The organism is Ruminococcus sp. YE71 (assembly GCF_900119155.1).
GTDB lineage: Bacteria > Bacillota > Clostridia > Oscillospirales > Ruminococcaceae > YE71.
The window spans coordinates 19,941-32,733 of sequence record NZ_FPIR01000021.1 but is presented as its reverse complement, the minus strand read 5'-3'; the positions used below and the strand labels follow the sequence as shown (position 1 = coordinate 32,733).

The window sequence follows — 12,793 nt, the reverse complement described above, 5'->3', positions numbered from 1 at the left end:
CCATACGATCCACACGGGAGCGTTGGGCGCAATTGCTTATATCTGCAACCCGGACAAAACCGCAGACCGCCGCCTTAGCTACGCACGGCTATATGTTGTTAGCAACTTGTGCGTATCTTCTCCATCTGGAGCATTAGAACAATTCCGAAATATCCGAGAAACAGTCGGCACAGGACGGTGCAGAAATGCCGCCCAGCACATAATTCAGAGCTTTGCCCCTGGGGAAGTTTCTCCCGAACGGGCTTTGCTGATAGGTCAGGAACTATGCAAGGCACTTTTCAATGACGAGTATCAATATATGCTTGCCGTCCATTGCGACCATGAACATATCCATAATCACATCATAGTAAGCTAATCTCAGGGCTTTGTCTGTTATTCAGTTCCAATAGAGTATGCTGTTATTGTGGCGCGCGCCATAATGCTGAAATTGACTTGTGTGGGACGGAAATCCAGTGTGTCAATAGACTTTGGGCTATTGGACTACAATCAGCCTATATTCCAAAACCGTTCAAAGAAAGCCTTGAGCTTTTCAATGACAGTTTCTTTCTTAGCCTTGCGATTACCGCCGCCGAATCGTGACACGGCAGGCAGTATCTTATCAATATCTGTACCCGTGGTTTTTATACCACCGTCACGGAAAGCACCATCAACAAATGCTCTTGTTTCGGCATCTTTGAGCTTTTCTTCCGTGATAAGAGCGACGAGAGCCTTTTCGCGCTCCTCAGCAACATAGCTGTGCCACTCGTTCATGACATCATCAACATCGTTGATACCGTTGATGAAGTTCTCGATAAGGTCTTTCTTGCTTCTTAGCTCAGGGCTGGAGTCAACAGCTTTCTGAATGGTGATAAGCACTTCCTTATCCGTACAATGACTGTCATGATACTTAGTTACAAGCATAAGGATATAGTCAATATTGATTTCTATCTGCTTGATAAGTTCTATCTCAAAGACAATATCATCATCAATATCAGCCAACTCGCCTTTTTTGCGTCGCTCAGCCCATTCGTCTCGCAAATCCTGATACCGTCCGAGGTAGTCCTGAAAATCTCTCTCCGAGATGATCTCTCTGCCCTCAAACTCATCAAAGCTCACAAGCAGATTACGCATACGCAGGATAGCACCGAGCAGAGCGATAAACTCCTTCTGCCGTTCTTCTCCTATGATCTGCGGTTCGTCAAGCGGAAAATCTTTCAGCAGCTTGTCTATCATATCCACATAGCCGTCAACGTGCTTGCCCTTGCTGTCCTCATAGCCGTTGTAATAATCACCGAAGCTCTGCAAGGTCACAATACCGCCCGCCGCTTTATCTCCGAAAAGGGAGATAGCTGCGTCCGTTCGCTTTTGCAATGCTCTGAAACATACAATATTTCCGAACGTTTTGATAGAATTGAGTATGCGGTTGGTGCGGCTGTATGCCTGGATCAGACCGTGCATTTTCAGGTTTTTGTCCACCCACAGCGTATTGAGTGTCGTTGCATCAAAGCCCGTCAGGAACATATTGACCACGATCAGCAGGTCAAGTTCCTTGTTCTTCATACGGAGAGAAACATCTTTGTAGTAGCTCTGGAACTTGTCGCTTGACGTATCGTAGCTTGTGCCAAATTGCCTGTTATAGTCGCTTATCGCTCTTTCAAGGAAGTCCCTTGCAGTCGAATCAAGTGCAGAAGTATCTTCGGGATTTTCTTCATCGAGAATACCGTCGGGATCTTCCTCATTCGCACCATAGCTGTAGATTACGGCAATTTTCAGAGCCTTTTCGGGGCTTGCGGTCATCTGCTTCATAAATTCCTCATAGTAGAGCTTTGCCGCCTGCACCGAGGAAACTGCAAATATGGAGTTAAAACCGCTGATTCGCTGTTTCTGTTTGATCTCCTGCACCTGCTCACGCCTTTTGGCATCGGCTACCTCTGAAACATTCGTCAGAACGCTGTAACTATATGTACGCTCAAAAGCTCTGCGGTAGGTCTTTTGGTCGAAGTGGTCTAAGATATATTCGGTCACAAGGGAGATACGCTTCGGGGACATATATGCCTTTTCACGGTCAATATCCCACACCTTGACATCTTCAATATCTTCTTCCTTGTCCATCGTCTTGATATAGTCCACACGGAACGGAAGGACATTCTTGTCATTGATAGCGTCAACAATGGTATAGGTGTGTAGCTGATCTCCGAAAGCCTGCGCCGTAGTGCGGAGGTTCGGATTCTTGCTTGTTCCCGAATTGATAGCAAATATCGGCGTACCCGTGAAGCCGAACAGATGATACTTCTTGAACTTCTTTGTGATAGCAGCGTGCATATCACCGAACTGGCTTCTGTGACACTCATCGAAAATGATGACCACTCGCTTGTCATAGACTTCGTGTGCAGGATTTTTCTTGATGAATGTGGCGAGCTTCTGAATGGTAGTGATGATGATACGGCAGTCGGGATCTTCAAGCTGTCTTTTCAGCACCGTGGTAGAAGTATTGCTGTTGGCGGCACCCTTTTCAAAACGGTCATACTCACGCATCGTCTGATAGTCGAGGTCTTTACGGTCAACAACAAACAGCACCTTGTCGATATATTCGAGCTTTGAAGCCAGCCGAGCCGACTTGAACGAGGTCAGTGTTTTGCCTGAACCTGTTGTGTGCCAGATATATCCGCCGCCTGCAATTGAGCCGTATTTCTTGTAATTATGGGCAATTTCAATGCGGTTGAGGATACGCTCAGTCGCAACGATCTGATACGGACGCATGACAAGCAGCAGGTTCTCGGAAGTGAAGATACAGTATTTTGTCAGAATATTGAGGATAGTGTGCTTTGCGAAAAAGGTCTTAGTGAAGTCCACAAGATCGGGAATGACCTTGTTGCTTGCATCAGCCCAAAAGCTCGTAAACTCAAAGGAATTGCTTGTTTTGGTCTTTTTCTTAGACTTGCCCGCTTCTTTCACGGCATTGAAACGAGTAGTGTTGCTATAATATTTCGTATTCGTACCGTTGGAAATAACGAATATCTGCACATACTCAAAAAGCCCTGAGCCTGCCCAAAAGCTGTCACGCTGATAGCGGTCTATCTGATCGAACGCTTCACGGATAGGCACACCGCGCCGTTTCAGCTCGATATGTACCAGCGGAAATCCGTTTACAAGCACCGTCACATCATAGCGGTTCTGGCGCTTGCCTGTGTCAACTTCATACTGATTGATGACTTGCAGGCTGTTGTTATGGATATTCTTTTTATCAATAAGCGTGATATTCTTTGTTGTACCGTCATCACGCTTCAAATTCTTTACGCTATCTTCTTGTATCGTTTTTGTTTTCTCCACGATACCCTCATTGGCGTTTGCGATATATTCCGTAAAAAAGCGTTTCCATTCGCTGTCGGAGAAAGTATAGCTGTTGAGCCGTTCGATCTGCGCACGGAGATTGGCGATCAAGTCATCTTCCTTGTGAATGGTCAGATACTCATAGCCCAGCTCGCCAAGTCTGCGAATAAACTCCTTTTCAAGCTCCGCCTCGCTCTGATAGTTGTCGGCGGTGCGGGGTTCGGGGGTGTACTCGGTGACTACGGTGTTTTCGGTCGTTGCGGCTACGATGTTGAAGTAGCTCATAAAATTACTCCTTATTTATTTTCATCATTTTCGCTTTCTTTATCTAATTTGTATACATAAATAAATCCACTTGTCATACTTGAAAAAGCAATTGTGCCACAATAAGGACATTTAGCATCCTCACTTTCCAATCCGCCTGGCCATATATTTCCTGTTTCAACACATCTGAATTTCCTTCCACAGTTTTCGCAAATAACAATGCTTTCTTTATTCATTTTTATTCCTCCTTAAAAGACAATAATCTGTTCATTATATTGTTTCTATACTCTCTAATACACCATTTACAGCTTTAAAAAGCTCATACTGACCATTCAGGTCTCTCGGAATTTTTAATCCATGCATCAAGTTATTACGAATCCGATATATAAATAATAAACACCCTTCATTTGTATTCTCATCAGTTTGGTTTATAAAATTATTTATGGACTTACAATCCTTATCAAATGATTGATTTATTATTGCATTATCCGGATAAAGACCATTTTCAATGTATTCAGACACATTCCAGTTAAGTAAGTATTTTCTGTCATTTATAGCACGAATAAGATCATCTTTTTTATTCTGATCAATACAAATAGACTTTGCTTTTTCAGAAATCACTTTTGGCTTACAATGATTATTGCATATCGTCCTCTCAAAGCAATTCCACAATATTGCAAACTTGCCTATTTCGCTAACGACATCATTATTAATGGCATATCCTTTTATTCTCATATTCTCACTTCCTCAAAGGACAACAACTTGTCCCGATAATATTCATACTGTTTCCGTCTTGCTTCGATCTCCGCAGGCAAGCCCTCAGAAATGTCGTTGCAGAGCTTGTCAAAGCGGTCGAGGATATTGACAATTCGGGTTTGTTCCTCTATCGTTGGATATGGAATAGGTATCTTGTTTAGATTATCTTGTGTTAATTTTGGTTGAGCTGCTGTTGAGATATATTTTTCAAGATTGATAGAGTTAAGGTATATTTCAACAAATCTTCTTGTAACATAAGTATCAAACCGTAAAACATGGGCATGATTATTCACCCAATTCTTTCCTGATATTGAAAACGCAATAGGGGTTGACCTTGCAAGAAGATTTGCACCGTCCTCTGAAATAAGCAAATAATCTCCGTCAAATAAATAATCATCTACATAGTCAACTATTCCCGATGCACCATAGTACGGATAAATTCCCGAAGTTCTCTTGCCCTTAGTAACAGGCTTTCTCTTAGAATCGCAATTCTCAGCAATTTCTTTGATTGTTCTCCATTCACACTCACTTGTCCCCCCCCCGTGGACACCAAAGTCTAACAGGAGGTCACGATAGTATTCGTACTGCTTTTTACGAGCTGTAAGCTCATTTTCAAGTTCCTGCTGTAAGGCAATTACGCTTGTATTGTATTCGTCAAGGATCTTGACAATTTCAACCTGTATCTCTATGGGAGGGACAGGGATTGTTATATCGGTAAGTTTGTCGGGAGTGACCTCTATAACTTTTGTTCCGTGTGCTAACTTTTTCTTTTGAGCATAGAACATCGCTGTATGGAAATAGTAGCACAGGTATTTCGGGTTTAGGGTGTGATGAATAATAGCGGTATGACCGCTAACGGCAATTTCATCATCACCAAGCCACGCAACACACTTGCACACATCATCAATGTTTTCGCTTGTTACCGCCATTACAATATCATTCTTGACAGCGTATTTCTGCTTTTTGGCGGCATCTTCGCTGATGAAAGTCAGCGTTTTATCAGCAAACAAGCCGTATCTTGTGTATATCTGCCCATAGTGGATACAAGGCACACCGTCCTCGCAAAAGTCTTTTTTCTGAAAGCTGCCGCCCCTGCTGATAGTGGCAACTTCACCGAGCTTTTTGTATTCTACTCCGTTTGGGCAAAGCTCTTTTAGCAGTTGTTCAAGTTTGGTCATCTTTTTTCTCCTTGCTAAGATCATTTGATAAGAATTCTTCTCTAAATCTTTGTTGTTCTTCAACAGGATACTTCGACACAAATTCTTCTCTTAATCGCTGTTGTTCTTCCATTGTTTTTGCATTTGCAGAGTATAAAAATGATTGCACTATTCTTGTTGTAACAAACGGTATTCTTTTCTTCTTTAATATAAGCGCTTTTTGACAAAGACTTGATAGCTCCTCTTGAAAAATAGCCGGATTTGTAAAATTAAGTTTTACAGAATAATCGCCGTTTTCTTCTTCTTTATACTTTGTCTCAGAGGTAATTATTTGTGTGAAACTTTCTCCAACATATTCATAAACTATAATGTTTTGCGATTCTATATTTTTACGAATATTTCCTGATCTAATTGCTACTACTTTTTTCTCTATTTTATCATAAGATGTAAGATAAAAAACATAGTAATCAATATACTTGTTGTTTGGATTAGAATTAATTATATTTATAATATCTCTGAAAAACGGCATTATATACGATTTGTATTCAACTACTCTTCTATCATTCAAGAAAAGATTAAAAAAGTGACTCTCAACTTCAATAAAGAACGCTATTTTAATTTCTTTTCCATTCGCATACGCCATCACATTCTTTCTGTATTCTTGTACATTCTCTGCATGCTTATCAAAATTATACTTAAATGCTGCAATCAAATCATCATATGAACTATTGTAGCGATTTGATATCGAATTGACTACGTTACTTAATAATGATTCTTTTGTTTCTTTAGATGATTGACCGTTTTGAATTATTTCATCATGTCCTTTATCATAAATCTTATTTATAATAGCTTTTGATTCCTGACTTGGAGAGCGTAGCTTTCCCTTTTTATTTTTGGAGTTTTGGTCAACTAAAAACATTTCAATTCCAACAATGTACTCTTTTTTTCCTTTATTACAATTGCAAATAATATCAGGTCTATCATTCTTTTGTCTTGAAATAGGTATACCATTAAGAAACCGCATAATATTTAATGTTCTGATATTAACATTATTCGTTTCACAGTATTCACAAGCTTCGAGAAATGTATTATATTCTTTTTCTTGTTTGAGTACATCTGCATCGCTCATACTTTAACACCTCTCCGCAATAATATTAGTCAATTCTGCTCATCTTGTATAGCCTCACTTAGTCCACTACTTGTGGACTTTTATTATTTTTCAAATCCACAACAACCTGTTGTGAAATCTGCCCCAACTTGTGGCAGAATTCATTATCCCTCAATCTCTGCAATAATGCGGTCTATCTCACTTCTCAGCACATCTTCACGCTTTACGATCTCAGCAATCTCCGCATTCAGCACGGCAATGTCGATGACCTCTCTTGTGTCCTCCTGTTCAACATACGTCGAAACGGACAGATTATAGTCATTCTCAGCGATTTCAGAGTTAGGCACAAGACGGCAGAAGTATTCGCTGTCTGTGCGCTCGGTGAACGCTGCCACGATCTTCGAGATATTTTCCTCGGTCAGCTTGTTGTTGTTCGTGACCTTAACGCACTCCTTTGAAGCATCAATGAAAAGTGTGCTGTTTGCGGTCTTGTTCTTTTTCAGAACCATAATGCAGGTGGCGATAGAAGTGCCGTAAAACAGGTTATCGGGGAGCTGAATAATGCAGTCAACAAAGTTGTTGTCGATCAGATACTTGCGTATTTTCTGTTCTGCACCGCCACGATACATCACGCCGGGGAAACATACGATAGCAGCGGCACCGTTATTTGCAAGCCACGAAAGCGAGTGCATAATGAACGCAAGATCAGCCTTAGACTTCGGAGCAAGCACACCCGCAGGCGAGAAGCGAGGATCGTTTATCAGCAGAGGGTTAGCATCGCCCTCCCACTTTATCGAGTACGGCGGATTTGAAACGATGACCTCAAAAGGCTCATCGTCCCAATGCTGAGGCTCGGTGAGGGTATCCTCGTGAGCGATATTGAACTTATCGTAGTCAATATCGTGCAGGAACATATTGATACGGCAGAGATTGTATGTTGTAATGTTGATCTCCTGCCCGAAAAAGCCTTGACGCACCTTGTCTTTTCCAAGAATTTTGGCAGCTTTCAGCAACAGAGAACCAGAACCGCAGGCAGGATCATAGACCTTGTTTACCTCTGTTTTTCCTGCTGTTGCAAGCCGTGTGAGAAGCTCCGACACCTCTTGCGGAGTGTAATACTCACCGCCCGACTTGCCTGCATTAGAAGCGTACATACCCATGAGATACTCATAAGCATCACCGAACGCATCAATGGTGTTCTCCTGATAGTCGCCCAACTGCATAGAAGCGACACCGTTCATCAGCTTGACAAGTCGCTCATTACGCTTTGCGACTGTGCCACCAAGCTTGTTGCTGTTCACATCGAAATCATCGAACAGCCCCTTGAAATCGTCCTCACTCTCACAGCCCTGGGCAGAGCCTTCAATGCTGCGGAATATGCCCTCAAGTGTTTCATTGAGGTTTTCGTCCGAATCAGCCTTTGCAAGCACATTACAGAAAAGCTGTGACGGCAAAATGAAGAAGCCTTTGGTTTGCACCATATCATCACGGGCGGTTTCCGCTTCATCGTCAGACAGCTTTGTATAATCAAAATCGGGAGTGCCTGCTTCAATCTCGCCTGCATTGATATAATTCGTCAGATTTTCCGAGATATAGCGGTAAAACAGCATAACGAGGACATAATTCTTAAAGTCCCAACCGTCCACACTACCACGCAGATCGTTGGCGATGCCCCATATCGTGCGGTGCAGCTCAGCACGCTCCTGCTCTTTCTTATTATCTATCATAAGTCATAACTCGCTTTCATTAGGTATGGTATCCGAGAGATACTATGTATCTTTATATTATACCACAATTTGCACAAATAGTCAATCATTCTGCAAAACAAAATCTATATTTTTCACTGGGGAATTTATCAGAAAAGCGCTGGCTGTTACGGGTAAAAACTAAGGGATATGTCCTCGCAATTCACATCGGAGAACATATCCCTTTTATCTATGCAGTTATTCCTGAATTTCCTTCATCAGTGCCACGCCGTCCTTGAAGCCGACATTGTATGCAGCTCTCATCTCAGCGGCAGCGGTATCACTCACACAGTCGAGAATTTTGTGGAATACATCAATCTGCTCCTCGTTCAGCGAATCTTCAAATGGAATACAGAGGTTGTCAAACTCGTCAGAGAATTCAGCGGAGTGAATATCGCCCTGGCGGTAGTTGTAAAGTGCATCAATCATAGATATAAGTCCTTTCATTTATCGCTATATCAGCGGTTTTCTGTAAGTTGATAAAGCTGATTTGGATTTATATCCATTTGATTGTTCTATCGTTCCCGATGAGGTGCAGTCGGAGAATCAGGACGAAATTGAACAGCAGGATATGTCTATGTAAAATAGCATAGCAGTTCTCAGCCGCAGCAGTAACCCAAAAGCTACTGCTGCTTTTTACATATCAATATGAAGGAAGTGACTGAAAATGAACAAATATCCTCTTAGAAAAATCTTCGGAATAATAAAGGAGGACAAAGTTCTTGATAAGATTTTTCGATATATTCGCAGGTATCGGCGGTTTCCGCTCAGGCCTTGAAAGGGCAGGCGGTTTTGAGTGTGTCGGTTACTGCGAGTGCGATAAGTACGCAAAAAAGGCTTATGAAGCCTTGTACGACACATCACAGGAGGTGTATTACGATGACGCAAGAAAGATCGACCCAGAGACCATGCCTGATTTCGAGCTTATTTGCGGAGGATTCCCCTGCCAATCGTTCAGCATCGCAGGAAAAAGACGAGGCTTTGACGATACCCGTGGAACCCTTTTCTTTGAGATCGCCAGGATTGCCGCCGTTAAAAGACCTAAGTATCTGTTGCTTGAAAATGTTCCCGGACTGTTATCGCATGACAGCGGCAGGACATTTGCGACCATCCTCTCTACGCTGGATGAGTTGGGGTACGATGTCACTTGGCAGGTGCTTAACAGCGCGGATTTTGGTGTCGCCCAGTCCCGCAAACGAGTGTTCATTATCGGATTTCTTAGAACCGAATGTACCGGCAGAGTATTGTCTTTCACTGACGCAAATCCAAAAACTCTTATCCAACGCATACCCGGACGAGAAGGATGCCGGGTCTATTCCCCCGAAGGACTGAGCATAACGCTCACGGGAACGGCTGGCGGTTTCGGCGGTAAGTCGGGGCTGTATGAGATACTCGGACTGCCGATAAAGTCTCTTACAAAAACAGGGTATCAGATGGCTGTGCCGGGCGACAGTATCGACCTTGCCTACGCCGATATGAATTCAAGGCGTGGCAGGGTCGGGCATGACATCGCTCATACGGTAACGCCGTCTGCAACACAGGGATTTTATTCAATGAAGTGCATAGATATTAACCCCGACCCGGCAATAACTGACTTGGCAAGATGCATCACTGCCCGTCAGGACGGCGGCATCGGTCATCACAAAGGCGAGAAATCGGCGGCACTGTTATTGGAAAAGCCTGTTCCCGTGCTGACACCAATGAAAGAAAAGGTTCGTCAGCAAGGACGCAGATTCAAGAATCCCGACGACCCGATGTTCACAATAACCGTCACCGACCGTAACGGTGTCATGTATAACGGTCTTATCCGCAAGCTGATGCCATTGGAATGCTGGCGATTACAGGGGTTTACGGACGAGCAGTTTGCAAAGGCAAAAGCAGCTGGTATCTCCAACGCACAGCTCTACAAGCAGGCTGGAAATGCTGTGACGGTGAATGTCATCGAGGCGTTGGCGAATTTTATTAAGGAGATTGACAAGGAGGTAAATGTGAATGAATGAAATAATGACTTTTGTTAATGAAGAGTTTGGCTCGGTAAGATCAACGATCATAAACGACGAGCCTTGGCTGGTAGGAAAAGACATTGCAGTGATTCTGAAGTACACCAACCCCCAGAAGGCTATAAGAGATCACGTTGACCCCGAAGATAGGACGGTGAACGAAACGTTCACCGTCAATGGTACGATGGCAACTCTAATAAACGAGTCTGGTTTTTACAGTCTTGTGCTGTCAAGCAAGCTGCCGTCAGCCAAAAAGTTCAAGCGTTGGGTCACTTCTGTGATTCTCCCCACTATCCGCAAGACCGGCGGCTATGTTGCCAACGAGGATATGTTCGTGGAGACCTATCTTCCTTTCGCTGATGATGCTGTCAAGGGGCTTTTCAAGATTCAGTGTCAGGTGATAAACCAGCTCAACGACCGCATCTGCCGTGACGAGCCGAAGGTACGCTTCGCCGACCATGTTTCCGATACCAGCGACCTCATCGACATGAGCGAAATGGCGAAGCTGTGTACGGATCACGGAATACGCATCGGAAGGACAAGGTTGTTTGCGTGGCTGAGGGCAAATGGTTTTCTCATGGCTGGTAATCTGCCGTATCAGAGGTATATCGAACGTGGGTATTTTCGTGTCAAGGAATCGGTGTTCGATTACTGCGGCGAGCCGAAAATATATCAGCAGACCTATGTCACAGGTAAGGGTCAGCAGTATTTACTTGCCCGAATTATCAGGAATTTTCAGGAGGTTCAGTAATGCCGAATCATATCACGAACAGAATTAAGCTGATAGGTGAACCATCGGAGATTCACAGAGTTATGGAGGCTGTCAAGGTCGATGATTTCGGTCTTGGCAGCCTTGATTTTAATAAGGTGATTCCGATGCCGGCTGACGTTTTCAAGGGTGACCTCGGTGAAAAAGAACGAGAATTGTACGGAAATAACAATTGGTACGATTGGAGTGTCGCTAACTGGGGTACAAAGTGGAATTCCTATGGATATGAGAATTTCGAGACCGCCGAAAACGCAGACACTATCTCTTTTTTGACTGCTTGGTCAGCACCGCATCCCGTCATTGAAAAGCTATCACAGATGTTCCCGACCATAACTATCGAGCACGAGTGGGCGGACGAGGACATCGGCATGAACTGCGGCAGACGAACCTACTATGACGGCGAGCGTGTTGAGGAATACTATCCCGACTACGGCAAGGAGAGCTTAGAGTTCACCGCCGCTGTTATGGACAGGCAGCTCGAAGAAGATTTCGGGTTGTATCTGAATGCGAGTGAGACCGGTTATATCAATATCGAATATGACGATGAATTCGAGCTTATCGAGCTTTTCGGAAAGCCGGCTTTGTTCACCAATGAGCGTATCACCGATGTGGATATTCCAAAGGGAATGTACAGTTATCAGATCAGACACGGTGATGACGGTGAGTTCTGTGCTGTTGAAAAACGTGTCAATGTCAATCATGCCGGCTCGGTTGTGACGAAAGAGCCGCTTGATCTCGGAAGTCAGGGATATATCTCTTTCACAGATGACACTTCGCCCAACTTCACGGGTGAAACTATGTCGCTTTATGAGTTCAGAGAGTATGCCCCGGAGCAGTCGGAAGATGAGAATTTAGGAATGGAGGTGCCGCAATGAGTATTAAAATGATAGAACCGGAACAACTCCGCCGAATGAGCAGCAAAGAGGGACTTGTGTTACAAGGCTGCTGCGGCGATCCGCAGGAATGGCTTGACGGCATCAACGATATGCTGACCGAAGCAGGTGTATTGCAGGACGGCAGCAAGTTTGAGAATATTTCTGTTTTTCACTATGACGGCGGCACCTGCATATTGTTTCCGTTTGAAAATGTGAAGTTTGATGTCAGCAAGTTCGCAATGTGGCGTTTGCAGACGCACGAAATGTTCGGCGGTACATGGCTGTCGGACTACGTCCCGAACAGGCAAGGAGGCTTTGTTTCGGAAAAGCATCAGAAGCCGAAGTGTCCGCTCATCGGTGCTGACGGTAACATTTTCAATCTCATGGGAATGGCTTCAAAAACGCTGAAAAACAACGGTATGGCGGACAATGCAAAGGAAATGTGTGCAAGGGTCACAAGCTCCGGCAGCTATTCGGAAGCCCTGAATATCATCGGTGAGTATGTGGAGATTTGCTCGGAGGAAGATATGACCGAGGATGATACAATGGACTACGAGGGAGGTATTTCGGAATGAAAAAGCTCGACCGCATACAAAAGGAGGGAGTGTACAATGCAGTCAGATAAGCCAAAGGTGGATATGTCCTTCTGCTTGGGAAATGTCGAGAAAATGCTTGAAGCCTGCAAACCGAAGCTGTCAGCGGCGGAGTATTGCAGACTTCGTGACAGAGTTCTCGGTGAGGAAAGCTACAAGCAGCAGAAGGAAGTTTTCGCCGAGTATGTGAAAATCGTCATAAAATAAGTTCAAGTCG

12 protein-coding genes are annotated in these 12,793 nt (G+C 43.9%); 5 read left to right on the top strand and 7 right to left on the bottom strand.

All coding sequences use genetic code 11. The features are described from left to right. Positions 1 to 486: 486 nt before the first annotated feature. The 7 genes from BT142_RS15885 to BT142_RS15855 all read right to left on the bottom strand — a co-directional run bounded on the left by BT142_RS15885 (position 487) and on the right by BT142_RS15855 (position 8,768). Positions 487 to 3,594, bottom strand: a complete 3,108-nt coding sequence (locus tag BT142_RS15885; RefSeq protein ID WP_072419163.1) for a type I restriction endonuclease subunit R — start codon at positions 3,592 to 3,594, stop codon at positions 487 to 489. Positions 3,595 to 3,605: 11 nt separating this feature from the next. Continuing rightward, positions 3,606 to 3,809 (bottom strand): hypothetical protein, encoded by a 204-nt coding sequence (locus tag BT142_RS15880; RefSeq protein WP_072419162.1) that lies wholly within the window; start codon positions 3,807 to 3,809, stop codon positions 3,606 to 3,608. A gap of 34 nt (positions 3,810 to 3,843) precedes the next feature. After that, the gene (locus tag BT142_RS15875; RefSeq protein ID WP_072419161.1) at positions 3,844 to 4,308 is read right to left on the bottom strand and encodes a hypothetical protein; all 465 of its coding nucleotides are present in this window, start codon (positions 4,306 to 4,308) and stop codon (positions 3,844 to 3,846) included. After that, positions 4,305 to 5,570 (bottom strand): restriction endonuclease subunit S, encoded by a 1,266-nt coding sequence (locus BT142_RS19735; protein ID WP_242940041.1) that lies wholly within the window; start codon positions 5,568 to 5,570, stop codon positions 4,305 to 4,307. Before BT142_RS19735 ends, BT142_RS15875 begins: the two co-directional genes overlap by 4 nt. After that, positions 5,494 to 6,615, bottom strand: coding sequence for a hypothetical protein (locus BT142_RS15865; protein ID WP_072419159.1), 1,122 nt, complete (start codon positions 6,613 to 6,615; stop codon positions 5,494 to 5,496). The genes BT142_RS19735 and BT142_RS15865 overlap by 77 nt, the downstream gene beginning before the upstream one ends. Before the next feature lie 143 nt (positions 6,616 to 6,758). Further along, on the bottom strand, positions 6,759 to 8,321 hold the full coding sequence (locus tag BT142_RS15860) for a type I restriction-modification system subunit M (RefSeq protein ID WP_092983356.1): 1,563 nt from the start codon (positions 8,319 to 8,321) through the stop codon (positions 6,759 to 6,761). Positions 8,322 to 8,537: 216 nt separating this feature from the next. Continuing rightward, positions 8,538 to 8,768 carry a DUF6809 family protein gene (locus BT142_RS15855; RefSeq protein WP_072419158.1) on the bottom strand — a complete coding sequence of 77 codons (231 nt, stop codon included), beginning with the start codon at positions 8,766 to 8,768 and terminating at the stop codon, positions 8,538 to 8,540. Positions 8,769 to 9,061: 293 nt separating this feature from the next. On the opposite strand from BT142_RS15855, the gene dcm reads away from it, so the two are divergent. From dcm to BT142_RS15830, 5 genes are read left to right on the top strand one after another with little or no spacing between them, the layout of a single operon-like run. Further along, positions 9,062 to 10,339: a DNA (cytosine-5-)-methyltransferase gene (dcm, locus tag BT142_RS15850; RefSeq protein WP_072419157.1), complete on the top strand. Its 1,278-nt coding sequence runs from the start codon at positions 9,062 to 9,064 to the stop codon at positions 10,337 to 10,339. Continuing rightward, on the top strand, positions 10,332 to 11,090 hold the full coding sequence (locus BT142_RS15845) for a phage antirepressor (RefSeq protein ID WP_072419156.1): 759 nt from the start codon (positions 10,332 to 10,334) through the stop codon (positions 11,088 to 11,090). The genes dcm and BT142_RS15845 overlap by 8 nt, the downstream gene beginning before the upstream one ends. Next, positions 11,090 to 11,983 (top strand): LPD28 domain-containing protein, encoded by an 894-nt coding sequence (locus BT142_RS18860; RefSeq protein WP_072419155.1) that lies wholly within the window; start codon positions 11,090 to 11,092, stop codon positions 11,981 to 11,983. Before BT142_RS15845 ends, BT142_RS18860 begins: the two co-directional genes overlap by 1 nt. After that, positions 11,980 to 12,558 carry a hypothetical protein gene (locus tag BT142_RS15835; RefSeq protein ID WP_072419154.1) on the top strand — a complete coding sequence of 193 codons (579 nt, stop codon included), beginning with the start codon at positions 11,980 to 11,982 and terminating at the stop codon, positions 12,556 to 12,558. The genes BT142_RS18860 and BT142_RS15835 overlap by 4 nt, the downstream gene beginning before the upstream one ends. Positions 12,559 to 12,594: 36 nt before the next feature. Further along, positions 12,595 to 12,783: a hypothetical protein gene (locus BT142_RS15830; protein WP_072419153.1), complete on the top strand. Its 189-nt coding sequence runs from the start codon at positions 12,595 to 12,597 to the stop codon at positions 12,781 to 12,783. The last annotated feature ends 10 nt before the right edge of the window (positions 12,784 to 12,793 follow it).

What these genes read in the sequence shown, in the direction of transcription:
- BT142_RS15885 (WP_072419163.1), bottom strand. Translation starts at nt 3,594, where the DNA reads ATGAGCTACTTCAACATCGTAGCCGCAACGACCGAAAACACCGTAGTC.
- BT142_RS15880 (WP_072419162.1), bottom strand. Translation starts at nt 3,809, where the DNA reads ATGAATAAAGAAAGCATTGTTATTTGCGAAAACTGTGGAAGGAAATTC.
- BT142_RS15875 (WP_072419161.1), bottom strand. Translation starts at nt 4,308, where the DNA reads ATGAGAATAAAAGGATATGCCATTAATAATGATGTCGTTAGCGAAATA.
- BT142_RS15865 (WP_072419159.1), bottom strand. Translation starts at nt 6,615, where the DNA reads ATGAGCGATGCAGATGTACTCAAACAAGAAAAAGAATATAATACATTT.
- BT142_RS15860 (WP_092983356.1), bottom strand. Translation starts at nt 8,321, where the DNA reads ATGATAGATAATAAGAAAGAGCAGGAGCGTGCTGAGCTGCACCGCACG.
- BT142_RS15855 (WP_072419158.1), bottom strand. Translation starts at nt 8,768, where the DNA reads ATGATTGATGCACTTTACAACTACCGCCAGGGCGATATTCACTCCGCT.
- BT142_RS15845 (WP_072419156.1), top strand. Translation starts at nt 10,332, where the DNA reads ATGAATGAAATAATGACTTTTGTTAATGAAGAGTTTGGCTCGGTAAGA.
- BT142_RS18860 (WP_072419155.1), top strand. Translation starts at nt 11,090, where the DNA reads ATGCCGAATCATATCACGAACAGAATTAAGCTGATAGGTGAACCATCG.
- BT142_RS15835 (WP_072419154.1), top strand. Translation starts at nt 11,980, where the DNA reads ATGAGTATTAAAATGATAGAACCGGAACAACTCCGCCGAATGAGCAGC.
- BT142_RS15830 (WP_072419153.1), top strand. Translation starts at nt 12,595, where the DNA reads ATGCAGTCAGATAAGCCAAAGGTGGATATGTCCTTCTGCTTGGGAAAT.